Below are 21,654 nucleotides of genomic sequence, written 5' to 3'. Positions count from 1 at the left end.
CAAATAGGCCGCCGGGAAATATGCGAATCCCCGGGAATCTGAGTCAGCAGTCTGTCGACCGCAAGCCGCCGGTTTGGTGACGGCTCGATTACATCTTTGACATGAACACGGGGGGCCTCCGCCCCCCGTGTGGACACTGAAGCACGCGTAATTACGGGGTTGTCTGCAGCAGAGAACCGACGCGCGCCGTCTCGTTCCCCACCATCGTGATCACTCGCCCGTCGGCTGCCTTCATCGACGCACCCGACGCCATGAAGACGGGCTGACCGTAGCGTCCCTCCATGCCCATCTTCCCGTTTTCAAAGATGTGGACCGTCTGGCCATCGGCGAGCGGGACGGATTTCTCAAGCCCGGTGGTGCCCAGCGCAAGAGCGGAAGTGCTGACGAGGCCGGTCAGGGTGGCGATGAGGATGGCGTTTTTCATGGTGAAGCTCCTTGTCATTACAGTCAGTGTTGTCCGGTTGGTTTCGTTCAACCGCAGGGACAGTATCGAGGCCGACGGCCGTCGCCACGATGACTTCCGCATGACACCTGTGCAATGTAGATGACCTTGATGTCATGTCTAAGTCGTCAGCGCCGCTGACGAAAAAACGGCCGCATGACGCGGCCGTTTGAGGAAGGGTCAAACCGCCTCGGCGGGCGCCAGTGCGGGCTTTGGCGGCGCCTCCAGCCCGCGCTTGAGGCGCCACTGTTTGACCAACGCATACAGCGCCGGGATCACGCCGAGCGTGAGCACGGTCGAGGAGATCATGCCGCCAACCATCGGCGCGGCGATACGGCTCATCACCTCGGAGCCGGTGCCGGTGCTCCACATGATCGGCAGCAGGCCGGCCATGATGGCCACCACGGTCATCATCTTCGGGCGCACGCGCTCGACCGCGCCTTCCATGATCGCGTGATACAGGTCGGCCACGCTCGCCGCACGCCCCTCGGCCTCGCGTTCGGCGCGGATTTCCTGCCAGGCCTGGTCGAGGTAGATCAGCATCACCACCCCGGTCTCGGCCGCCACGCCGGCCAGCGCGATGAAGCCTACCGCCACCGCCACGCTCATGTTGTAGCCCAGCCACCACATCAGCCAGATGCCGCCGACCAGCGCGAACGGCACGGAGAGCATGACGATGAGCGTCTCGGTGAGGCGGCGGAAGTTGAGATACAGCAGCACGAAGATGATCGCCAGCGTGAGCGGCACCACCACGGCCAGCTTGGACTTGGCACGCTCCATGTATTCGAACTGGCCCGACCAGGTGGCGTAGTAGCCCGGCGGGAAGCTGACCGCGTCGGCCACCGCCTGCTGCGCTTCTTTCACATACGAGCCCACGTCGCGGTCGCGGATATCCACGAAGACGTAGGCGGCCAGCAAGGCGTTCTCGGTCTTGATGCCCGGCGGGCCGTTGCGCAGCGTGACATCGGCGAGCTGGCCGAGGGGAATCATGCCGTTCATGCTCGGCACGAACACCTCGTTGGCAATCCGCTGCGGATCGTCGCGCAGCGCACGCGGGTAGCGCACCGTGATGTTGTAACGCTCCAGGCCTTCGACGGCGGTGCTCACCGGCACACCGCCCAGCGCGGTTGCCACCACCTGCTGAAAGTCGCCCACCGTAATGCCGTAGCGTGCCAGCTGCTCGCGGCGCGGGGTGATGTCGAGGTAGTAGCCGCCGGTCACGCGCTCGGCGTAGGCGCTGGTGGTGCCGGGCACCGCCTTGACAGCCTGCTCGATCTGGCGCGCGAGCTTTTCGATCTCGGCCAGATCCTTGCCGAACACCTTGACCCCCACCGGCGTGCGGATGCCGGTCGACAGCATGTCGATGCGCGCCTTGATCGGCATGGTCCAGGAGTTGGCCACACCGGGAAACTTGAGCGCGGCATCCATCTCGGCGACGAGCTTGTCGACGGTCATGCCCGGCCGCCAATCGGCCTCGGGCTTAAGGTTGATGACGGTCTCGAACATCTCCATCGGCGCCGGATCGGTGGCGCTCGCGGCGCGACCGGCCTTGCCATACACCGATTCGACCTCGGGGAAGGTTTTGATGACGCGGTTGGTCGTCTGCAGCAGGCGCGCCGCCTCGGTCACCGACATGCCCGGCAGCGAGGCCGGCATGTAAAAGATGGCGCCTTCGTTGAGCGTGGGCATGAACTCGGAGCCGATCTGGCGGGCCGGGTAGATGGTCGCCGCCATGGCCAGCAGCGCCAGCACCAGCGTGCTCCATTTGAAGCGCATCACCCACTGGATGATCGGCCGGTAGGCCCAGATCAGGAAGCGATTCACCGGGTTCTTCTGCTCGGGCATGATCCGCCCGCGAATGAAGAACAGCATCAGCACCGGCACCAGCGTGACCGACAGCAAGGCTGCGCCGGCCATGGCAAAGGTCTTGGTGAAGGCCAGCGGGCTGAACAGCCGCCCCTCCTGCCCCTCCAGCGTGAACACCGGCAGGAAGGAAACGGTGATGATCAGCAGCGAGAAGAACAGCGCCGGCCCCACTTCCTTGCAGGCGCGGATCATCGCCTCGCCACGCTCGCGCTGGGGCGCGTCGGCAGGCAATCGCTCCAGGTGTTTATGCGCGTTCTCGATCATCACGATGGCCGCATCGACCATCGCACCAATGGCGATGGCGATGCCGCCCAGGCTCATGATGTTGCTGCCCATGTCCATGGAGCGCATGGCGATGAAGGCGACCAGGATACCGATCGGCAGCGTCAGAATGGCGACCAGCGCGCTGCGCACATGCATCAGGAAGACGATGCACACGGCGGCGACGATCAGGCTCTCCTCGAACAGCGTCCATTTCAGGTTGGCGATGGCCCGCTCGATCAAGGGCGCGCGGTCATACACCGTCACAACCTCGGTGCCGGCCGGCAGCCCGGGCTTGAGTTCCTCGATCTTGGCCTTGACGTTGGCGATCACGTCCAGCGCGTTCTGGCCGAAGCGCGCCATGACGATGCCCGAGGCCACCTCGCCCTCGCCGTTCAGTTCGGTGATGCCGCGCCGCCCGGCTGGCACGAGTTCGACCCGCGCCACATCGCGCACCAGCACCGGCGTGCCGCCGTCGGCCTTGAGCACCAGGGTTTCGATGTCCTCGACGCCCTTCAGATAGCCCAGGCCGCGCACCATGAATTCCTTCTCGGCCAGTTCGACCACCCGGCCGCCGACATCGCGGTTCGACTCACGGATCACCTGCGAGACGCGCGCCAACGGAATCCCGTAGCTCGCCAGCCGATGCGGGTCGACGATGACCTGGTACTCCTTGACGAAGCCGCCCACGCTGGCCACCTCGGCGACGCCGCCGGCCTTGGTCAGCTGGTAGCGCACATACCAGTCCTGCACGCTGCGCAGGTCGGCCAGCGACTGGTCCTTGCCGGTCAGCGCGTACTGGAACACCCAGCCCACGCCGGTGGCGTCCGGCCCAAGCTGCGGCGACACCCCCTCGGGCAGGCTGCCCTGCACCGAGCTCAAATACTCCAGCACGCGCGAGCGGGCCCAGTAGATGTCGGTGCCGTCGGCGAAGATCACATACACATACGACGCGCCGAACATCGAGAAACCGCGCACCACCTTGGCCTTGGGCACGGCCAGCATCGCCGTAGTGAGCGGGTAGGTGACCTGGTCTTCGACCACCTTGGGCGCCTGCCCAGCGTAGGGCGTGTAGATGATGACCTGCACGTCCGACAGGTCGGGCAGCGCGTCGAGTGGCGTCTGCTTGACCGCATACACGCCGCCGGCCAGCACGGCGACGGTGGCCAGCAGCACCAGGAAGACATTGCGCGCCGACCAGTCGATGAGGCGATCGAGCATGTCAGTGTCCCTTATGCGCGGCGGCGGCCGGATCGGCCTTGTCCATCTTGATGATCACGAACTCGCCGTCGCCCCGGTCTTCAAACGTAAAGCGCAGCGGCTCGCCGGGCAGCAAGCCCTTGGCCACCTCGGCCGAATCGAGGCCGAAATCCATGGTCATGGCCGGCCATTGCAGGGCGGGAATCGGTTCGTGGTTCATCGACACGCTGTTCGCGGCGGCGTCCAGCGCGTCAATCGAACCCACCGCCTCATAAGTCTTGGCCGCCGGTTTGACCGCCTCGGGTGCGGCAAAGGCCGACAGCGCCGCCTTGAGATTGCTCTCGGCGTCGATCAGGAAGTTGGCCGCCACCACCACCTCGTCGCCGTCGGCGATGCCCTCGAGAATTTCGATGTGATCACGACCGCGCTGGCCCACCCGCACCGGCTGCGGCGTGAAGCGCCCCTCACCCGCCACCCGCAACACCACCTGACGTTCGCCGGTGTCGATCAGCGCCGACCGGGGCACGGTCAGCCGCGGCTTTGCGCCCCCGTCGGCCAGCTCGACATGCGAGAACATCCCCGGACGCAAGAGCCCGTCGCGATTGTCCAGTTCCAGGCGCACCGGCGTGGTTCGCGTGGCGGCGTTGAGGGTCGGGTAGAGATAGGTCACTTTGGCGTCGAAAATGCGTTCGGGAAAGGCCTCGACCCGCACCGTGGCCGGCTGACCGACCCGCACCCGCGCCAGATCCTGTTCATACACATCGGCAATCACCCACACGCTGGACAGGTCGGCAATCCGGTAGATCGCCATGCCGGGCGCGAAGCGCATGCCTTCGACGGCCTTTTTCTCGAGCACCACGCCATTGGCCGGCGAGTTGAAGGTGATGTTGCTCGCACTGCCACCCCCGGCCGCCACCTGCCAGTGGCGCAGGCGCTCGCGTGCCGCACCGAGCAGCCGCTGCGCGCTGTCGCGGGCGACCGGGTCGGACGCGCCCGCCCCCTTGGCCAGCTTTTCGGCAATCTCGACTTCCTTGCGCGCCGACACCAGCTCCGGGCTATAGACCGAGAACAGCGCCTGACCACGCTTCACCGGATCGCCGCTGGCATTCACATACAGCCGCTCGATCCAGCCCTCGAAGCGCGGCGACACATCGTGGATCGCGCGCTCGTTGATCTCGACCCGCCCGACCGCCCGCAGCGCGGCGTCGAGCGTCTGCACCTGCGCCCGCGCGGTCTTCACGCCCAGGGTCTGCAGGCGCGTCGGACTCACCGCCACCGCACCGCTGTCATCGGGGGCGTCGTCGGCATAGACCGGGATGTAGTCCATGCCCATCGAGTCCTTCTTGGGTTCCGGCGAGGTGTCGGGCAAGCCCATCGGGTTGCGGTAATACAGAATCTTCCGCTCGCCCGCAGCGGGTGTGTCGCCATCGGCCGCGGCATGGGCCTCGGGCACCGGCGGCATCGGGCCGGGCTGGGCAAGAAAGGCGCCGCCCGCAGCGGCGGCGACGACAAGCGCCAGAACAAAAAGGGGTTTCACAGGGGCGCTCCGGTCAGTTGTTCCAGTTCGATCACCCGCACGAAGCGGTCGACATCGGCATCGAGCAAGGCCAGGCGGGTGCGCAGGATCTGCCGCTCGGCCTCGATCACGGTATTGAAATTCACCCGGCCGGTTTCATAGCCAGCCTCGGCCGCGGCATAGGCCGCCTCGGCCTGCGGTAACAGGGTGTGGCGCAACAGGCGCGCCTTGTTCCGGCTCGCTTCAAAGCCGGCCCAGGCCTCGCCGATGCGTCCTTCGAGGGCCGCTTCAGCGGCCGCCACGCGGGCCTCGGCCGCGTCCTGCATGCGCTCGGCCTCGCGCTCACGCGCGCGTCGGGCTGATTGCTGGAAGGGAATCGTCACTTCGAGCATCACGTCCCAGCTGTCCGTGCCGCTGCGGGGGCGGTTGTTGGTCAGCGCCAGCGCCATGTCGGGGTAGCGATCCCGATAGGTCAGGTCCCGCGTATGTCCGGCTGCAAGTTGGCCGGCGCGCAGCCGGGCAAGCTCGGGCGAGGCCTCGCGCAGGTGGCTGCGCAGCTGTGCCAAGTTCAAATGCTCAGGGCTCGCCGGGAGCGCGGCAGGCACGGCCAGCGGGGCATCGGCCGGGCGGGTCAGCGCGGCATTCATCCGTGCGGCGGCCTCGCGCTCACGCCGCTCGACCTCGAGTAGTTCAACGCGCAGGGCGGAGATCTCGCTCTGCACCCGGATCGCGTCCTGTTGCGGTACCAGGCCCACACTGTAACGGGTGAGCACGATGGGCTCGAGTGCGCCGAGCAGGCTCAGCGTGCCTTCCAGAATCTGACGTTGCCCGGCCGCCTGGTAGTGGCGGGCGAATGCGGTCTTGACCTGCGTCTCGACAGCAAGACGGGTGCCGGTCTGCTCCGCGTCGGCCTGCCCCACGCGGGCTTCGGCCACCGCGGCGCGCAGATCACGCTTGCCCGGAAAGGGAATCGGCTGGATCACCCGGTAGCGCGTCTGCCCCACTTCGCCCGGCACCAGCGATGCGCCGCGCCCGGACATGGTATTGGTGGCGTCCATCAGTTCGAGCTGGAAGCGCGGATCGGGCAAGGCGCCGGCCGGCTCGACTCGCGCCTGTGCCGCCTCGACCTCGAATCCGCTGGCGCTCAGCGCCGGACTGCGCGTGAGCGCGTACTGGATCAAGTCAGGCAGATTGCCGCCCAGCGGCGCTTCGTCGGCCAGCAGCGAGACACTTGTCGCGGACAGCAGCGCGCACGCCAGCCCACGCAAAGCACTCAGCTTGCGCACCCGTTTTGTGGAGGACATGAAAGCTCCGAAGTTCGAACCGCAGGGCGGGCGCGCCTGACGGCGCACCCCGCAAAGGCTGTTACTGGGCCGTTTCCATCGTGGTGACGGTCAGCTTGCCGTCGCGATCTTCGGCCATGAAACGCACCTTGTCGCCCGGCTTGCGATCCTTGAGCATCGCGCCTTCGGCATGGAAGGTCATGGTCATGGCCCCCATGCCGAGGCTGTGCAGCGGGCCGTGCTTGATGGTCACGCGCCCACCGGCGGCGTCGAGCTTCTTGATCTCGCCGTCCGACATCTGCGCCTTCTGCTCCGCCATCGGCATGGCACCGTGGCCATGCCCCGAACCGGCCAGAACCGGTGCGGCAACGCCGAGGCCGAGCGAAAGGACGATGGCAGCGGACAGGGTTTTCATCATGATGACTCCAGTGGGGTGGTTGAACCTGAATGGCATGCAGTATGGTGCGCCGGCACCGTCGGGCGGCTGACGCGAAGATGACATTTCCGTCATCTTCGCGCTGCCGTGACCTCAATGCTGGTGCGACTTGCCGTCCGGGTGGACATGCGTCTTCCGGGCAGGCGTGGGGGCGGCTTCCGGTTCGGGCGCCGCGTCATGATGCGAGGCGACGTTCGCCGTCCCGTGGTGATCCCCCACCGGATGGTGATCGTCATCGGCGGCCGCCGCCGGCTGCTCATCCATCATGTGTTCGCCGCCACCATGCGAGTGGCCATCGCTCGCGGCCACCACGGCCATGTAGTCATCGGCGCTCATCGACGGCATACGTTGCAGGAAGGCCACCATGTCCCAGATGTGCGCGTCACCCATGCTCTTGCCCCAGGCCGGCATCCCCGAGGCCTTGATGCCGTGCTTGATGGTCCAGAACGCAATCGCCGGCTCTGTGGCGGCCAGAGTGAGGTTCGGTGGCGCGGGATACAGCCCCTCGCTCAACTCGGTGGGGCCGCTGCCCGGGCGCAAGTGGCAACTGGCGCACATGGCGGCGTAATTGCCTGCGCCACGGCGTACCTGCGCCTCATCGTCCAGCGCAGGCACCTCGATCCCGCTGGCATTGGCTTCCACGGCGCGCGAGCGCGCCAGGTTGAAAAACTCCAGCACAGTGTCGCTGTGCGGCTCGTCGGCCGCGACACTGACCGCACCGCTCATCACCATGCCAGCGCCGGCGACACCCAGACCGGCGAGCGCCGTGAGGGCACCCATGACAAATCGATTCATCGGACTTTTCCACGCGATAACATGGCGTCCAGCCTGATGCCCGCGGGTCGACCCGGACCTGACCGGCAGATTACATCTTTGTTATCTTTCCGCGACCGCTCGCCTGTCGGGCAAAATGGGCACGAACCCATGCGGAGCGGTGCAGTGCGCATTCTCATCGTCGAAGACGAAGTCAAGACAGGCGACTACCTGAAACAGGGGCTCACCGAGTCGGGCTATGTCGTGGACCTCGCGCGCGACGGCATGGACGGGCTGCATCTGGCGCTGACCGGCGACTACGACTTGGTGATCCTCGATGTGATGTTGCCCAAGCTCGACGGCTGGCAGGTGCTTGAGACGGTGCGGCGCAGTGGCCGCGAGCTGCCGGTGCTGTTCCTGACCGCACGCGATCAGGTCGAGGACCGCGTCAAGGGACTTGAACTGGGTGCCGACGACTACCTCGTCAAACCCTTCGCCTTCGCCGAACTGCTCGCGCGGGTGCGCACCCTGTTCCGTCGGGGGCGCAACGGCACGGAACCCACGGCCCTCACCTCCGCCGACCTCGAACTCGACCTGCTCCGCCGGCGCGTCACCCGTGCCGGCAAGCGGATCGACCTCACCGCCAAGGAATTCAGCCTGCTTGAGTTGCTGATGCGCCGCCAGGGCGAAGTGTTGCCGCGTTCGCTGATTGCCTCACAGGTGTGGGACATGAACTTCGACTCCGACACCAACGTGATCGAGGTCGCCGTGCGCCGCCTGCGCGCCAAGGTCGACGACCCCTTCGAGCCCAAGCTGATCCGCACCGTCCGCGGCATGGGCTATGTCCTCGAAGCCCCCGAAGCGGCATGAGCGGGCGCATTTCGCTCACCGCGCGGCTCACGCTGCTGTTCGCCGTCGCCTCCAGCACCGTGCTGCTGGCGCTCGGACTGGTCATCGGCTCGGCCATGGAGCGCCACTTCGAAGAGCAGGACATCGATGTCCTGTCCGCCAAGCTCGGCCTGATCGCCCACACCGTGCAGCAGCATCTCGGCGCCGGCCTGCCCACGCCGCTGCCGCCGATGCTCTCGCACACCTTCATCGGCCACGAGGCGATGTCCGTGCTCGTGCTCGACAATGATCGCAGCACGCTGTTCGAAGCCGGCGACGCGCACTTTCCAACCATGGCACCCATCGTCACCGCCGGCGCCGACACGAGCCGTCCGTTTGTGTGGACGCAGGCGTCGACGGTTTATCGCGGCCTGTCGATCCGCATCACCCTGCCCGATCACCCCGGGCGTGAATTGATCGTGGCCGCGGCCATCGACATTGCCCATCACATCCAGTTCATGGAGGCCTTCTCGCGCACGCTGTGGGCCTTCGTCATCGGCGCGGCGCTGGTCAGTGGGCTGCTCGGCTGGCTGGCGGCGCGTCGCGGGCTGGCACCGCTGGCGATCATGGCCACGCGTACCGCGAGCATCACGGCGCAACACCTCGACGCCCGGCTGCCCGAGGCGCAGATGCCGCAGGAGTTGCACGCGCTGGTGGCGAGCCTCAACGCCATGCTGGCGCGCTTGCAGGAAGCCTTCACCCGGCTGTCCGACTTCTCATCGGACCTCGCCCATGAATTGCGCACGCCGATCAGCAACCTGATGACCCAGACCCAGGTGGCGCTGTCGCGCGCGCGCACCGCCGAGGATTACCAGGACATCCTCGCCTCCAACGCCGAGGAGTACGAACGCCTGTCGAAGATGATTGCCGACATGTTGTTTCTGGCCAAGGCGGATCACGGCCTGGCGATTCCCAATCGCGAGACGGTCGACCTGCGCGTCGAGGTCGATGCGCTGTTCGATTTCTATGACGCGCTGGCCGAGGAAAAGACAATCCGGCTGATCGCCGAGGGGGCTGCATCCACCAGCGGTGATCGCCTGATGCTGCGCCGCGCCCTGTCGAACCTGCTCTCAAACGCGGTACGCCACGCCGCCGCCGGCAGCGTCGTCATGGTGAAGCTGACAATGACGGCGGGCGCCGCCGAGATTCAAGTGAACAACACCGGCGACGCGCTGCCCCCCGAGGCGATCGGGCGTCTGTTCGAGCGCTTCTACCGCGCCGACCCGGCGAGGCAGCACACCAGCGAAGGCGCCGGGCTGGGCCTGGCGATCACCCATTCGATCATCGTCGCGCACGGCGGCAGCATCGCCGCCAAATCGCAGGCGGACAACACCACCTTCTCCCTCACCCTGCCGGCTGGGGCATGATCAGGCTGAATCGCCCCGGCTATCGGTGAAATTCCCATTTTTCAGAAACCTGCATTCATGGTTCGCTTCTTGGATCAAGCCGGGTCGCCTCACAGGCCACCACGACCTTGGAGCCACCAGCTTTTGTTGTCAGCATGGGGCTACGCGCAAGATCCCATTGCATCTGTTTGACGCGCTCGAACGAGCCCGCTCGCACTGACAGCGCCATCCGAGCAGCAGGGTTTTTCTTTAGGTACTTTCATATTACAATCCGCGCCCATGCGCCGTTTGCTGGTCACTCTCTTCTTGGTCTTCATGCCGCTACAACTCGGTTGGGCGGCGATGAGTGCCTATTGCCAGCACGAGTCAGGAACTGCCGCGGATCATGTCGGGCATCACGAACACCGCCATCAAGTCAGCGAGCGCGATTCTGACGAAACCCCCGGCGGGAAACACCTCGATTGTGGCTTCTGCCACTCAGCCTGCGCAGCGGCCCTCACCAACTGCGCGAATTCGACCGTATCAGTCGGTCCAGCCGTGAAGGCTGCATTCCCGCCACTCTTGCTCTCCACCGCACCCGCCACGGAACCCGAACGTCCCAAGTGGCTGAGCCCTGCCTGATCGGCAGGGCATTCGCGACGAGTCCTACTTATCCCCCTCCGCACCGAGGTGGGGTGTGCGTCCCTAGCGGTGATCAGACCGCGTCCTGCCGATTTTCCGTGCCCTATCACTTACGGAGAATTGGATGTACAGCAAGAATCGCATTACCTGGCTGCCAGGCGCGTTGCTCGCGTTGGCGGCCACTGCGGCATGCGCGCAAAACGTGCCTGCCGCCACGCCTTCGACAACGCTGAAGCAGGCATTCGACGCTGCATGGGCCCGCCAGCCAGAAGCGCTGGCGGGAGACATGCGTCTGGAAGCCGGTCACGCCCGGCGATCAAGCGCCGATAGCTGGACGGCCGAACCCCTGTCGATTGAACTCGCAGGCAAGACCGACCAACTCGATCGCAATGAAGGCAGTCGTGAGTTCGAAGTCGGCATAACCGTCCCTCTGTGGCTTCCGGGGGAACGAGCCGCTGCCGGCTCCCTTGCCGAGGCCGAAATCAGTGCAAGCACAAGTCGCAGCCTTGCGGCGAAGCTGCGTACTGCCAACGCCGTACGGAGTGCGTATTGGGACTGGCAGCGCGCATCCATCGACGCCGGCCTCGCCGGTGAGCGCCTCACGAATTTTCGCAATCTGGCTTCTGACGTCGCGCGACGAGTAAAGGCCGGCGAGTTGGCACGTGCGGATCAGCACCAGGCGGACGGAGCGCTTGCGGGGGCGGAGGCCTCTTTGGCCGAAGCCGAGAGCGCACTGGCCGCAGCCATGCTTACGGTGCGAGCAGTCACCGGCGGCACCGCGCTCCAGCTAGCGCCTGGAAATACATCTATTGAACCGGAGCCTTCCGCAGGCAGGGAATCACCGCTGCCTGACGCTGAGCACCCGGTCGTTTCAGAACTGTTGGATCGGAGCGAAGTGGCGCGGCGAGCTGCAACGCTTGCAAGCACACAGCGTCGCGCCAACCCTGAACTGACTCTCGCAACAACCCGGGAACGCGGGGCATTTGGTGACGCATGGCAGCAAACAGTAACGCTTGGTGTGCGCATTCCTTTTGGCTCTGACTCCCGCAACCGCGCAAGCATCGCAGCCGCAAGCGCCGACGCAATTGAGGCAGAAGCACAGCTGACACTTGAACGGCAGCGCGTACTGAGTGACATCGACACTGCACGCAGTCGAGTGAAATCGGCACGAACCCAAATCGCCGCAGCGGAGCATCGTTCGCGACTCGCCGGCGAGTCGCGCGCATTTTTCCAGAAAGCATTCCGTATAGGTGAAGTCGATTTGCCGACCCGGCTGCGTATAGAGCTGGACGCTGCTGAAGCCGATCGCCAGCTCGCCAGCGCGCGTATCGAATTTGCAGCGGCCATCTCCGCCTTGCGTCAGGCAATGGGCCTTCTTCCAGAATGAATATCAGGAACCTAGAAATGAAAGCACTTAGTAGTGTCATGGCATGGTGCATTGCCGCCCTGCTCTCGAGCGCCTCGCCGCACACTTTGGCCGGCGAAGGACATGATCATGGCGAGACCCCCGCGCCCGCCGCCGGCCCCGCCCTGCCTAGATTTACGGCGGCATCTGAACTCTTTGAGCTCGTCGGCATCGTCAATGGCAAGAGGATCACCCTGTATCTTGACCGCTTCGACGACAACAGCCCGGTCGAGGGCGCAAGTCTGGCGCTCGAACTCGGCGGTGTTTCCATCCCTGTCGAAAACCATGCCGTCGGAGAATTCGAGGCCACGCTTCAGCAGGAACTCGACTCCGGCGTCGTCGCCGTAACTGCAACGGTCATCGCCGGACAGGAAAGCGATCTGTTGGTCGGTGAACTAGATCTGCACGATGACGACGCCAGCACGCTGGCGGTAGCCGACGCGCCCGAGTGGAAGGCTTACGCGCCGTGGCTGGGTGCCGGCGTAGCCGCGATTGGACTCATCGGCTGGGCCGCGCAGAGAAAGGGAAGTGTTCGCAACGGTCAGGCAGGGGGTGCAGCATGAAGTCGAAGATTCTGATGCTCACACTGTTCCTGGCGGCGACGAGCGCCTCGTGGACTACCTTCGCAGGCGAGGGGCATAGCCATGGAGACGAGGGGCCTGCTGCTGCCAACACGAACGGCCCGGCGCGCCAGCCCGATGGCAGTGTTTTCCTCCCCAAGCCTGCTCAACGCCAGATTGCGGTACGCACGATTGTTGCAGAGACAGGCGAGTTGCCACGTACCTTGGCGCTCGCGGGGCGGGTGGCCATGGATCCAAACTCCGGCGGCAAGGTACAAGCGCTGGTCGCCGGCCGACTCGAAGCAGGACCGGGCGGCCTGCCCGTGTCAGGACAGACCGTAGCAAAGGGGACCGTGCTCGCGTATGTCGTGCCCTCTGTTGATCCCATTGAGCGCTCGAACCAGGTGGCCCAACTCGCCGAACTGAAGGCGACAAGGTCGCTTGCGGAAAAACGCCTGGCACGCCTGAAAGATCTTGCCGATACCGTTCCCCGAAAGGAGATCGAGGCGGCGGAGAGCGAACTGGCGAGCCTGACGGCAAGAGCCAAGGCAGTCAGCGGCGGACTCGGCAACCGTGATGCATTGGTGGCCCCGGTGTCGGGGGCGATTGCGTCAAGCAATGCCGTCGCCGGACAGGTTGTTGATGCGAGGGAGCTCATTTTCGAAATCGTCGACCCCCGACGAATGCGGGTCGAGGCACTGGCCTACGACACCGATATGACCTCTGACATTGCTGGTGCGAGCATCGCGGTTGGCGAATCGCGCGTGCCACTTGAGTTCATAGGTGCCGCAAGGCGCTTGCGAGAACAGGCTCTACCGCTGTCTTTTGCCGCCACGGGGGAAGCGCTCGAACGGCTGGCGGTGGGGCAGCCACTCGAAGTCTATGTGCAAACGCGCAGCACGATTGCCGGCATCCGGGTTCCCGCCGCATCGGTGCTGAAGAATCCGGCAAACCAGACCATTGTCTGGGTCAAGACCGCAGCCGAGCGATTCGAGCCGCGCACCGTCACCGTTGCTCCGCTCGACGGCGTCACCGTGGCGGTGACATCGGGCCTTGCCACAGGCGAGCGCGTCGCGACCGGCGCTGCGACCTTGATCAACCAGATTCGCTAACGGAGCACCCAACTGATGTTCAAGTGGCTATTAGACAACAGCCTGGGCAACCGCCTGCTGGTGATCATCGCGAGTATCGTGCTGATGGCCTACGGCGCATTCACGCTGTCACGCTCACCAGTGGATGTATTCCCCGATCTGAACAAACCGACCGTGACCATCATGACCGAATCGGGCGGCATGGCTGCCGAGGAAGTCGAGCAACTCATCACCTTCCCGCTCGAGACAACGATGAATGGTCTTCCGGGGGTAGAGTCCGTGCGCTCGATTTCTAGCTCAGGACTGTCGTTCATTTACGTGACGTTTGATTGGAGCACGGAAATTTTCCGTGCCCGGCAGATGGTATCCGAGCGGCTTTCCGCAATGGAGGAAGGACTACCAGCGGACGTGATTCCGCGGATGGGGCCGATCAGCTCGATCATGGGCGAGATCATGCAGATCGCGATCCCGATCGACACCATGAAGATGTCACCGATGCAGGTGCGAGAGTACGCGGACTGGGTGCTCCGCCCGCGGTTGATGGCCATCCCGGGCATCGCGCAGGTCATTCCGATCGGAGGCGAAGTTCGGCAGTTCCAGGTACAGCCGGATACTCGAAGGATGGCCGAACTCGAAATTTCGCTTGATCAGCTCGAGTCGGCAATACGCGGTTTTTCGTCGAACACATCGGGTGGCTTTCTCGAGTTGAACGGGCGCGAGTACTTGATCCGCAATCTCGGCCGCACCTCAAATCTTGACGACCTGAAAAACCTCGCAATTACGGCAAAGGAGGGACAACCAATCCTGCTGAGGCAGATCGCGTCGGTTACCTTTGCCCCCGCCATCAAGCGCGGTGACGCAGGTTTCGAAGGAAAGCCCGCGGTCATTCTGGGAATCCAGAAACAACCCACAGCGGACACAATCCATCTGACACGTTCCATCGAGACTGCGCTCTCTGAAATGGGAAAGTCGTTGCCGGAGGGCATGGAGGCGCCACAGGTAACCTTCCGTCAAGCGAGTTTCATTGAGGCCTCGATCAGCACGCTACAGGGCAAACTCATTGGTGCATCGGTATTTGTTGCGGCGATCCTGTTTTTCTTCCTTGGAACCCTTCGCCCGACCGTGATTGCGCTGACGGCAATTCCGGTATCGATTTTCATGACCGCCCTGGTTTTCAAGTATCACGGGCTGTCAATCAACACAATGACACTTGGCGGGCTCGCAATTGCCATCGGTGGGCTCGTTGACGATGCAGTGGTTGGTGTCGAGAACGTGTTGCGGCGACTGAAGGAAGATCGCGTCAAGCATCCCGAGCACCATCTACACCCGATCGAACTGGTTGCCAGCGCGACCATGGAAGTGCGTTCGGCCATTCTGTACGCAACCGTGATCATCGTCCTCGTGTTCTTGCCGCTGTTCGCATTGCCCGGAATGGAAGGCAGGCTCTTTGTGCCGCTGGGCGTGGCGTTCATCGTGTCGACACTCGCCTCACTGGTGGTGTCCGTGACGGTAACGCCCGTGTTGTCGTTTTACCTGCTGCCACGCATGAAGTCCCTGGAGCATGGCGATACCCGTGTTCTGGCCTGGCTCAAGGCGCGATATCGTAACGGCCTGCAGGCCGTCCTCGACAGGCCGAGAGCGGCAGTGGCCGCGGGAGCGGCTGCCATTCTCGTTGCAGCGGCGGCGGTTCCTTTCTTCCCGACAACGTTCTTGCCTCCATTCAATGAAGGGACGCTGCTCATCGGCATGCGCCTCAACCCCGGGGTAACGCTCGCCGAATCGACCGCACTCGCACAACAGGCCGAGGTATTGGTCAAGCAGGTGCCTGAAGTCACCCACGTCGGACGCCGCAGCGGACGCGCGGAACTGGACGAACATGCCGAAGGCGTGCACGTCAGCGAGCTCGATCTTGGACTCATTCCTACGTCCGAAATGACTCGCTCAATGGGAGAGATCACTGCCGACATTCGCTCACGACTCGTCAATATGCCGGCCGCAATCGCGATTGGACAGCCGATCTCGCACCGGATCGATCACATGCTGTCGGGCGTGAGGTCGCAAATTGCCATCAAGATTTTCGGAGAAGATCTCGATACGCTTCGGGGGCAGGCCGACGCCCTGCAGGCGCGCCTGTCCAGCATTCCAGGGCTTGCTGACCTCGAAATCGAGAAGCAAGTGCTGGCGCCGCAGATCAAGGTACGCATCGACTATGCGGCCGCAGCACGCTACGGCGTCCCTGCGCCCCAAATCCTGGCTACGCTACAGAGTCTGGTCGAAGGCGAAAAGGTGACGCAGATCGTAGAGGGCGGGAGGCGCTTCGCGCTGGTCGTGCGCCTGCCGGAATCTGCGCGCTCCGTCGATGGACTCGCGCAGATCCTTGTGGAAACGCCCACGGGGCATGTTCCCTTGTCGAAGCTCGCCTCCATCGAAGACGGCGACGGTCCCAATCAGATCAGCCGCGACGACGGCAAACGCCGTATCGTGTTGTCGGCCAATGCCCAGCAGCGTCCGCTGTCGGAGGTCGTCGCGGATATTCGTGCGACCGTGGCCGATATGAAATTGCCCGAGGGGTACTTCATCACGCTAGGTGGGCAGTTCCAGGCACAGGAAGAGGCCTCCAGACTCGTCGGCCTGTTGTCACTGATTTCGCTGGTGCTGATGTTCGTGGTCCTCTTCAGCCGCTACAAGTCCGTACGCCTCTCAGCGCTGATCATGGCAAACATTCCGCTCGCGCTCGTCGGCGCCGTGATCGGCCTTTGGATCTCGGGGCAACCGCTGTCGGTTGCAGCATTGATCGGCTTCATCACTCTGGCGGGCATATCGGTGCGAAACGGCATTCTGAAGGTCAGCCATTACATCAATCTGATGCGTATCGAAGGTGAGAGTTTTGATCACAAGATGATCGTTCGCGGCTCGTTGGAGCGCCTGTCGCCAGTCTTGATGACCGCTCTCGTGACCGCGTTTGCACTGGCACCGTTGCTATTCGAAGCGGAACGGCCAGGTACTGAGGTCCTGCACCCGGTCGCGGTGGTTATCTTTTCGGGCCTTATCAGCTCGACGCTGCTCGACACCTTCCTTACCCCAGTAATGTTCTGGCTCTTCGGTCGGCGTGATGCCGAGCGCCTGCTCTCTGATCACAACGCCGAAGCTTTCTGAACGTCATCGACGCCTCATCAACGAAACCCGAAAGGAGAAAAAATGAAGATTTCAAAACTGATCGTTGCGGTAGCCCTGTGCGCCAGCTTTTCAGCCATTGCCGCCGGCAAACATGACCATGGCCACGAGCACGAAGCCCTTCACGGTGGCGTGGTTACCGAGGTCAAGGACGTGGATCTGGAACTCGTAGCCCAGCCGGATCTCATTCAGTTGCATCTGCGCGATCACGGCAAACCCGTCGATGTCGCCAATGGCAGCGGGAAACTGACGATCCTCTCTGGCGCCGAAAAGCAGGAAGTCGAGTTGAAGCCCGCAGGCGAGAAACTTGAAGCCAGGGGGGCCTTCAAGGTCGGCGCTGGAACAAAGCTTGTCGCCGTTGTGACCGTGCCGGGCAAGCCCACGCTGACGGCGCGCTTTGCTCTCAAGTAACGTCTTTCCCGGTGGTCGCCTGCATGCAGGAGGGGACCACCGGCCTACGACTCGGCTGAAAAACATATCGGCGACGAAGGCCGCAACGCCGCTAGGCGACACACCTTTACAACCTTCCTGACACGCAATCGGGTATCTAGAAAAGGATGACGAACGGCATCATTTCCTCTTCGAATAAGCAATCGTGAGCAAGGCCCTGCCAGACGACATGACCAATATGCAAAGACCTCGACACCCTCCATCCTCAGTACAGCCATTGATTGACGCCATCAAGATGGATGATTTGAAAGCGCTGCAGCAGCTGCTTTCACTCGGCTCTCCAGACCAGCATCGCGACGCTCAAGGCTGCTCGGCGTTGTTCCACGCAGTCTATTGGCGAAAATGGACAATGGTCGAGGCACTGTTGAGCCATGGCGCGAACATCGACCTACAAGACGTCTCCGGCTGGACGCCACTATTCTGGGCAGCCTTCAATGGACATGCTGACATCGTTTCTCGACTGCTTAAGCTAGGCGCAGATCCAGACATTCGATCGCACGAAGGCGACTTTGCGCTGTTCTGGGCTGTATTCAAAGGCCATATCGATGTCGTACAAGTAATTGTTTCTGGCGGGAGCAAATGCGATGCTCTCGACGACTCTGGACTGAATGCGCTTGAATTGGCAGCCCTGGTTGGTCGCGACGACATAGTCCAGGCAATTAAAGACGCGCAGAACGCCGCTGATCGAAAGCTTCATTGAGATGGTCGTGATGGTCTTCATCGTTGAATCGACAGCCTGATCTATCAAATCGACAATCACCGCTTTCTCAATCACCACCGAACGAACGCAACCAGATCGGCGTGCTGGGAGTAAACATGTCGCAGTTCATCTCCATAGTTTGAAGACCCATTCTGCTCCCGAAGCCCCGAGGCGATCGGGCGTCTGTTCGAGCGCTTCTACCGCGCCGACCCGGCGAGGCAGCACACCAGCGAAGGCGCAGGGCTGGGCCTGGCGATCACCCATTCGATCATCGTCGTGCACGGCGGCAGCATCGCCGCCGAATCGCACGCGGGGCACACCCGCTTCGTCATCGCCCTGCCCCTCGCGCGCTGATCAGTCGGTCTTGCCGAGCGCCTTCTCCAGCACCTCGCGCACATCGGGCGACAAGTCCTTCTCGCCGACCAGCGCCTCGATCTGCTCGCGGGCCAATGCCTGCTGCGCCGGGGTGAAGCGCCGCCAGTTTTCCAGCACGCGCGCCATGCGCGAGGCGACCTGCGGATTGCGCTTGTTCAGGTCGCGGATGCGATCGGCCCAGAAGCGGTAGCCGGCGCCGTCGGCGCGGTGGAACTCGGCCGGGTTGGCGCGGAAGTAGGCGCCAAACAAGGCGTAGATCTTGTTCGGATTGCTCAGGCTGAAGGCCGGGTGCGACATCAGCGCCTCGATGCGCGCCAGCGCCGGCTCGGCCGAATCGATCCAGCGCCAGGCACCGGCCTGAATGGCGAACCACTTGTCCATCACCAGCGCGTCCTTGGCAAAACGCCGCTCGAAGTCGGCCAGCGCGGTGGCCGCCTCGGCACTGGCCGGGCTGTGCACCAGCGCGGCCAGCGCGCCGAAGCGATCGGTCATGTGCGCGTCGCCGGTGGCGCGTGCCAAGGCCCGCTCAACGCCTTTGGCCACCCCTGCCGCGCACAGATAGCGCTGACCGAGGTTGCGCAGTGCACGTCGACCGGCGTCGGTCGGGTGATAGCGGTATTCGCCCGCGACGGACAGGCGGGCGTCCAGTCCCAGCCAGCTGTCACCGAGCCGCTCGCCGATACTGCGCATGAGCACGATCAGCGCACGGCGCAGCGCGACCGGGTCGGCCGGAGTCATTTGTTCGAGCAGATAGGCTTCGGCCGGCAGCGTGAGTGCGACGGCGCGGTAGGCCGCATCGAGTTTTTCGTTATGCAGCAAGGCGCCAAAAGCGGTGATGAAGGCATCGGGCACCTGCGGCAGCACGCCCTTGGCGGCATCGACCGTCATCGCCAGCACCACGCGCACCATGAAGCGCTGCGCGGCATCCCAGCGGTTGAAGGGGTCGGAATCGTGGGCCATTCGGAAGGCCAGCCGGCGGTCGTCTTCGGCCAGCTCGAGAATGACCGGCGCCGAGAAGCCGCGCAGCAGCGAGGGCACGGGCTCGGCGGCAACGCCCTCGAACACCAGCGTGGTGGTGGTGTCTTTGAGTTCGACCACGCGCGTCGTCGGGCTCGCGGCCGTGTCGCCCGCCAGCATCAGCGGCAGATCGGCGCCGTCCGGGCCGATCAGGCCCAGCGCCACCGGCATGTGCAGCGCCTCGTCGCCATCGGGTCGCTGCTGGGTGAGCGTGAGCGTGTATTGACGCGCGGCGGCGTCGTAGCGCCCCTCGGCCAGCAGACGCGGCGTGCCGCGCTGGCTGTACCAGCGCATGAACTGGTCGAGATCGACGCCGTTGGCTTCGGACATGGCTTCGACGAAGTCGTCGCAGGTCACGGCCTGACCATCGTGGTAGCTGAAATACAGATCCATGCCGTTGCGGAAGCCTTCGGCGCCGAGCAGCGTATGCAGCATGCGGATGACCTCGGCGCCCTTCTCATACACCGTCGCGGTGTAGAAATTGTCGATGGCCTGATACTGGTCGGGCCGGATCGGATGCGCCATGGGGCCGGCGTCTTCGGGGAACTGGGCGGTGCGCAGCACGCGTACGTCCTCGATGCGCTTGACCGCGCGTGCCGACTCACCCCCGGCGGCGGCCAGCATGTCAGCGGAGAACTGCTGGTCGCGGAAGACGGTAAGGCCTTCTTTCAGCGTGAGCTGGAACCAGTCCTGGCAGGTGACGCGGTTGCCGGTCCAGTTGTGGAAGTATTCATGCGCGACCACGCTCTCGATGTGCTCGTAGTCCACATCGGTGGCGGTATCGGGTTTGGCGAGGACGAACTTGGCGTTGAAGATGTTGAGGCCCTTGTTCTCCATCGCGCCCATGTTGAAGTCGCTGACGGCGACGATCATGTAGCGGTCGAGATCGAGTTCCAGACCAAAGGTCTTCTCGTCCCAACGCATCGAATGCACCAACGAATCCATGGCGTGATCGGCGCGGTCAAGATTGCCATCTTCCACCCACACCTGCAGCAGCACCTCGCGGCCAGAGCGGGTCTTTTCGGTACGCTCGAGCACCTCCAGATCGCCCGCCACCAGCGCAAACAGATAGCTCGGCTTGGGGAAGGGATCTTCCCAGATGGCAAAGTGGCGGCCACCATCCAGATCACCCGAATCCACCAGGTTGCCGTTCGACAGCAGCACCGGGAAAGCGGCCATGTCGGCCTCCAGCGTGACGGTGAAGCGCGCCATCACATCCGGCCGGTCGGGGAAGCAGGTGATGCGGCGAAAACCCTCCGCCTCGCACTGTGTGTACAGCCCGCCGCCCGAGTGATACAGGCCCGACAGCTCGGTGTTGGCCGAGGGATTGATCTGCGTGACCACCTCGACCAGCGCGGTATCGCGCTCGCCGAGGTCGATCTCCAGACCGGTGTCGGTTTCGCGCAGCGCCGTCTCCACCACTTCGACACCATCGACGGTGAGCGATACGCGCGTGAGCCCTTCGGCCATCAATACCAGCGGCCCCGCCCCTCGGCGCTCGCAGTGCATGCGGTTGCGCACCACGGTGGCCTTGGCGTCGAGCGTGAAGTGCAGATCCACGCTCTGCACGGTCCAGGCCAGCGGCTGGTAGTCGATACGGCGAATGGTCGGGGCGTGTTCGGTTTTCATTCTGGATGGCCTTGTCGTCGGCTGCGGTGATCGCGAAGCCTGCAGTGTACCGGCGGCGGCGGCCAATTGCAGCCGGCGCGCAGCGATAGCGCCCGCCTATGTTCGCCATTGGTCATTCCAATTTCATTCGGCGCAATCGGCCACCTATGTTGAAACTACCTTCCGGCATGTGTTCGCCGGTTGGGCGCCATCCGATCACTTTGGAGAACGACCATGCAACTCAAGGGAAGCAAGACCGAGGGCAACCTGAAAGCGGCGTTCGCGGGCGAGTCCCAGGCCAATCGTCGCTATCTGTATTTTGCAAGCAAGGCCGACGTCGAAGGCTACAACGATGTGGCCGCCGTGTTCCGTTCCACGGCCGAAGGCGAGACCGGCCATGCCCACGGCCACCTGGAATATCTGGAAGCCTGTGGTGATCCGGCCACCGGCCTGCCCTTCGGCGCCACGGCCGACAACCTGGCCGCCGCCATCGCCGGCGAGACCCACGAGTACACCGACATGTACCCGGGCATGGCCAAAGAAGCCCGCGACGAAGGCTTCGACGAGATCGCCGACTGGTTCGAGACCCTGGCCAAGGCCGAGCGCAGCCACGCCAACAAGTTTCAGCGCACGCTTGACGAGGTCAAGGCCGACGCCTGAGC

General features: G+C 63.9%; 16 protein-coding genes and 1 pseudogene. 10 read left to right on the top strand and 7 right to left on the bottom strand.

Going from position 1 to position 21,654, the window contains the following annotated elements:
* Positions 1-151 precede the first annotated feature (151 nt).
* The 6 genes from FHP91_RS00375 to FHP91_RS00350 all read right to left on the bottom strand — a co-directional run bounded on the left by FHP91_RS00375 (position 152) and on the right by FHP91_RS00350 (position 7,799).
* Complete coding sequence (locus tag FHP91_RS00375) at positions 152-424, bottom strand: CopK family periplasmic copper-binding protein (RefSeq protein ID WP_186301393.1); 273 nt, start codon at positions 422-424, stop codon at positions 152-154.
* Between the two features lie 198 nt (positions 425-622).
* On the bottom strand, positions 623-3,790 hold the full coding sequence (locus tag FHP91_RS00370) for an efflux RND transporter permease subunit (RefSeq protein WP_144307722.1): 3,168 nt from the start codon (positions 3,788-3,790) through the stop codon (positions 623-625).
* Between the two features lies 1 nt (position 3,791).
* Positions 3,792-5,231 carry an efflux RND transporter periplasmic adaptor subunit gene (locus tag FHP91_RS00365; protein WP_144307794.1) on the bottom strand — a complete coding sequence of 480 codons (1,440 nt, stop codon included), beginning with the start codon at positions 5,229-5,231 and terminating at the stop codon, positions 3,792-3,794.
* 71 nt (positions 5,232-5,302) lie between these two features.
* Complete coding sequence (locus FHP91_RS00360) at positions 5,303-6,589, bottom strand: TolC family protein (protein WP_144307721.1); 1,287 nt, start codon at positions 6,587-6,589, stop codon at positions 5,303-5,305.
* Between the two features lie 61 nt (positions 6,590-6,650).
* A complete protein-coding gene (locus FHP91_RS00355) occupies positions 6,651-6,986 on the bottom strand; it encodes a copper-binding protein (protein WP_246116173.1) in 336 nt (111 codons plus the stop codon).
* 111 nt (positions 6,987-7,097) lie between these two features.
* Positions 7,098-7,799 carry a c-type cytochrome gene (locus FHP91_RS00350; protein WP_144307719.1) on the bottom strand — a complete coding sequence of 234 codons (702 nt, stop codon included), beginning with the start codon at positions 7,797-7,799 and terminating at the stop codon, positions 7,098-7,100.
* A 144-nt stretch (positions 7,800-7,943) separates the two neighbouring features.
* Between FHP91_RS00350 and FHP91_RS00345 the strand changes: the two genes are divergently transcribed.
* The 9 genes and pseudogenes from FHP91_RS00345 to FHP91_RS00305 all read left to right on the top strand — a co-directional run.
* Positions 7,944-8,627: a heavy metal response regulator transcription factor gene (locus FHP91_RS00345; RefSeq protein WP_144307718.1), complete on the top strand. Its 684-nt coding sequence runs from the start codon at positions 7,944-7,946 to the stop codon at positions 8,625-8,627.
* On the top strand, positions 8,624-10,012 hold the full coding sequence (locus FHP91_RS00340) for a heavy metal sensor histidine kinase (protein ID WP_144307717.1): 1,389 nt from the start codon (positions 8,624-8,626) through the stop codon (positions 10,010-10,012). The genes FHP91_RS00345 and FHP91_RS00340 overlap by 4 nt, the downstream gene beginning before the upstream one ends.
* A 724-nt stretch (positions 10,013-10,736) precedes the next feature.
* The gene (locus FHP91_RS00335) at positions 10,737-11,999 is read left to right on the top strand and encodes a TolC family protein (protein WP_144179655.1); all 1,263 of its coding nucleotides are present in this window, start codon (positions 10,737-10,739) and stop codon (positions 11,997-11,999) included.
* Positions 12,000-12,016: 17 nt separating this feature from the next.
* Complete coding sequence (locus tag FHP91_RS00330; RefSeq protein ID WP_144179656.1) at positions 12,017-12,580, top strand: hypothetical protein; 564 nt, start codon at positions 12,017-12,019, stop codon at positions 12,578-12,580.
* Positions 12,577-13,689, top strand: a complete 1,113-nt coding sequence (locus tag FHP91_RS00325; protein ID WP_144307716.1) for an efflux RND transporter periplasmic adaptor subunit — start codon at positions 12,577-12,579, stop codon at positions 13,687-13,689. Before FHP91_RS00330 ends, FHP91_RS00325 begins: the two co-directional genes overlap by 4 nt.
* A 15-nt stretch (positions 13,690-13,704) precedes the next feature.
* Positions 13,705-16,824 carry an efflux RND transporter permease subunit gene (locus FHP91_RS00320; protein ID WP_144307715.1) on the top strand — a complete coding sequence of 1,040 codons (3,120 nt, stop codon included), beginning with the start codon at positions 13,705-13,707 and terminating at the stop codon, positions 16,822-16,824.
* Between the two features lie 42 nt (positions 16,825-16,866).
* Positions 16,867-17,253 carry a hypothetical protein gene (locus tag FHP91_RS00315; RefSeq protein WP_144179659.1) on the top strand — a complete coding sequence of 129 codons (387 nt, stop codon included), beginning with the start codon at positions 16,867-16,869 and terminating at the stop codon, positions 17,251-17,253.
* Positions 17,254-17,437: 184 nt separating this feature from the next.
* Complete coding sequence (locus tag FHP91_RS00310; protein WP_144307714.1) at positions 17,438-17,992, top strand: ankyrin repeat domain-containing protein; 555 nt, start codon at positions 17,438-17,440, stop codon at positions 17,990-17,992.
* Positions 17,993-18,157: 165 nt separating this feature from the next.
* Positions 18,158-18,346: pseudogene (locus FHP91_RS00305) on the top strand (ATP-binding protein); the annotation flags it as partial.
* Here FHP91_RS00305 and pepN read toward each other — a convergent pair.
* Positions 18,347-21,013, bottom strand: a complete 2,667-nt coding sequence (pepN, locus tag FHP91_RS00300) for an aminopeptidase N (RefSeq protein WP_144307713.1) — start codon at positions 21,011-21,013, stop codon at positions 18,347-18,349.
* Between the two features lie 213 nt (positions 21,014-21,226).
* Here pepN and FHP91_RS00295 point away from each other — a divergent pair, with 213 nt between their 5' ends.
* A complete protein-coding gene (locus FHP91_RS00295) occupies positions 21,227-21,652 on the top strand; it encodes a rubrerythrin family protein (RefSeq protein WP_144179662.1) in 426 nt (141 codons plus the stop codon).
* The last annotated feature ends 2 nt before the right edge of the window (positions 21,653-21,654 follow it).

The sequence above is a fragment of the Denitromonas halophila genome, from assembly GCF_007625155.1.
GTDB lineage: Bacteria > Pseudomonadota > Gammaproteobacteria > Burkholderiales > Rhodocyclaceae > Nitrogeniibacter > Nitrogeniibacter halophilus.
This window is presented reverse-complemented; position numbering and strand designations above follow the sequence as displayed.

Excerpts from the sequence above, each read along its gene's own strand:
- FHP91_RS00315 (WP_144179659.1), top strand. The coding sequence starts at position 16,867 with ATGAAGATTTCAAAACTGATCGTTGCGGTAGCCCTGTGCGCCAGCTTT.
- FHP91_RS00295 (WP_144179662.1), top strand. The coding sequence starts at position 21,227 with ATGCAACTCAAGGGAAGCAAGACCGAGGGCAACCTGAAAGCGGCGTTC.
- FHP91_RS00370 (WP_144307722.1), bottom strand. The coding sequence starts at position 3,790 with ATGCTCGATCGCCTCATCGACTGGTCGGCGCGCAATGTCTTCCTGGTG.
- FHP91_RS00330 (WP_144179656.1), top strand. The coding sequence starts at position 12,017 with ATGAAAGCACTTAGTAGTGTCATGGCATGGTGCATTGCCGCCCTGCTC.
- FHP91_RS00320 (WP_144307715.1), top strand. The coding sequence starts at position 13,705 with ATGTTCAAGTGGCTATTAGACAACAGCCTGGGCAACCGCCTGCTGGTG.
- FHP91_RS00350 (WP_144307719.1), bottom strand. The coding sequence starts at position 7,799 with ATGAATCGATTTGTCATGGGTGCCCTCACGGCGCTCGCCGGTCTGGGT.
- FHP91_RS00375 (WP_186301393.1), bottom strand. The coding sequence starts at position 424 with ATGAAAAACGCCATCCTCATCGCCACCCTGACCGGCCTCGTCAGCACT.
- FHP91_RS00365 (WP_144307794.1), bottom strand. The coding sequence starts at position 5,231 with ATGCCGCCGGTGCCCGAGGCCCATGCCGCGGCCGATGGCGACACACCC.
- FHP91_RS00340 (WP_144307717.1), top strand. The coding sequence starts at position 8,624 with ATGAGCGGGCGCATTTCGCTCACCGCGCGGCTCACGCTGCTGTTCGCC.
- FHP91_RS00335 (WP_144179655.1), top strand. The coding sequence starts at position 10,737 with ATGTACAGCAAGAATCGCATTACCTGGCTGCCAGGCGCGTTGCTCGCG.
- FHP91_RS00325 (WP_144307716.1), top strand. The coding sequence starts at position 12,577 with ATGAAGTCGAAGATTCTGATGCTCACACTGTTCCTGGCGGCGACGAGC.
- FHP91_RS00360 (WP_144307721.1), bottom strand. The coding sequence starts at position 6,589 with ATGTCCTCCACAAAACGGGTGCGCAAGCTGAGTGCTTTGCGTGGGCTG.
- pepN (WP_144307713.1), bottom strand. The coding sequence starts at position 21,013 with ATGAAAACCGAACACGCCCCGACCATTCGCCGTATCGACTACCAGCCG.
- FHP91_RS00355 (WP_246116173.1), bottom strand. The coding sequence starts at position 6,986 with ATGATGAAAACCCTGTCCGCTGCCATCGTCCTTTCGCTCGGCCTCGGC.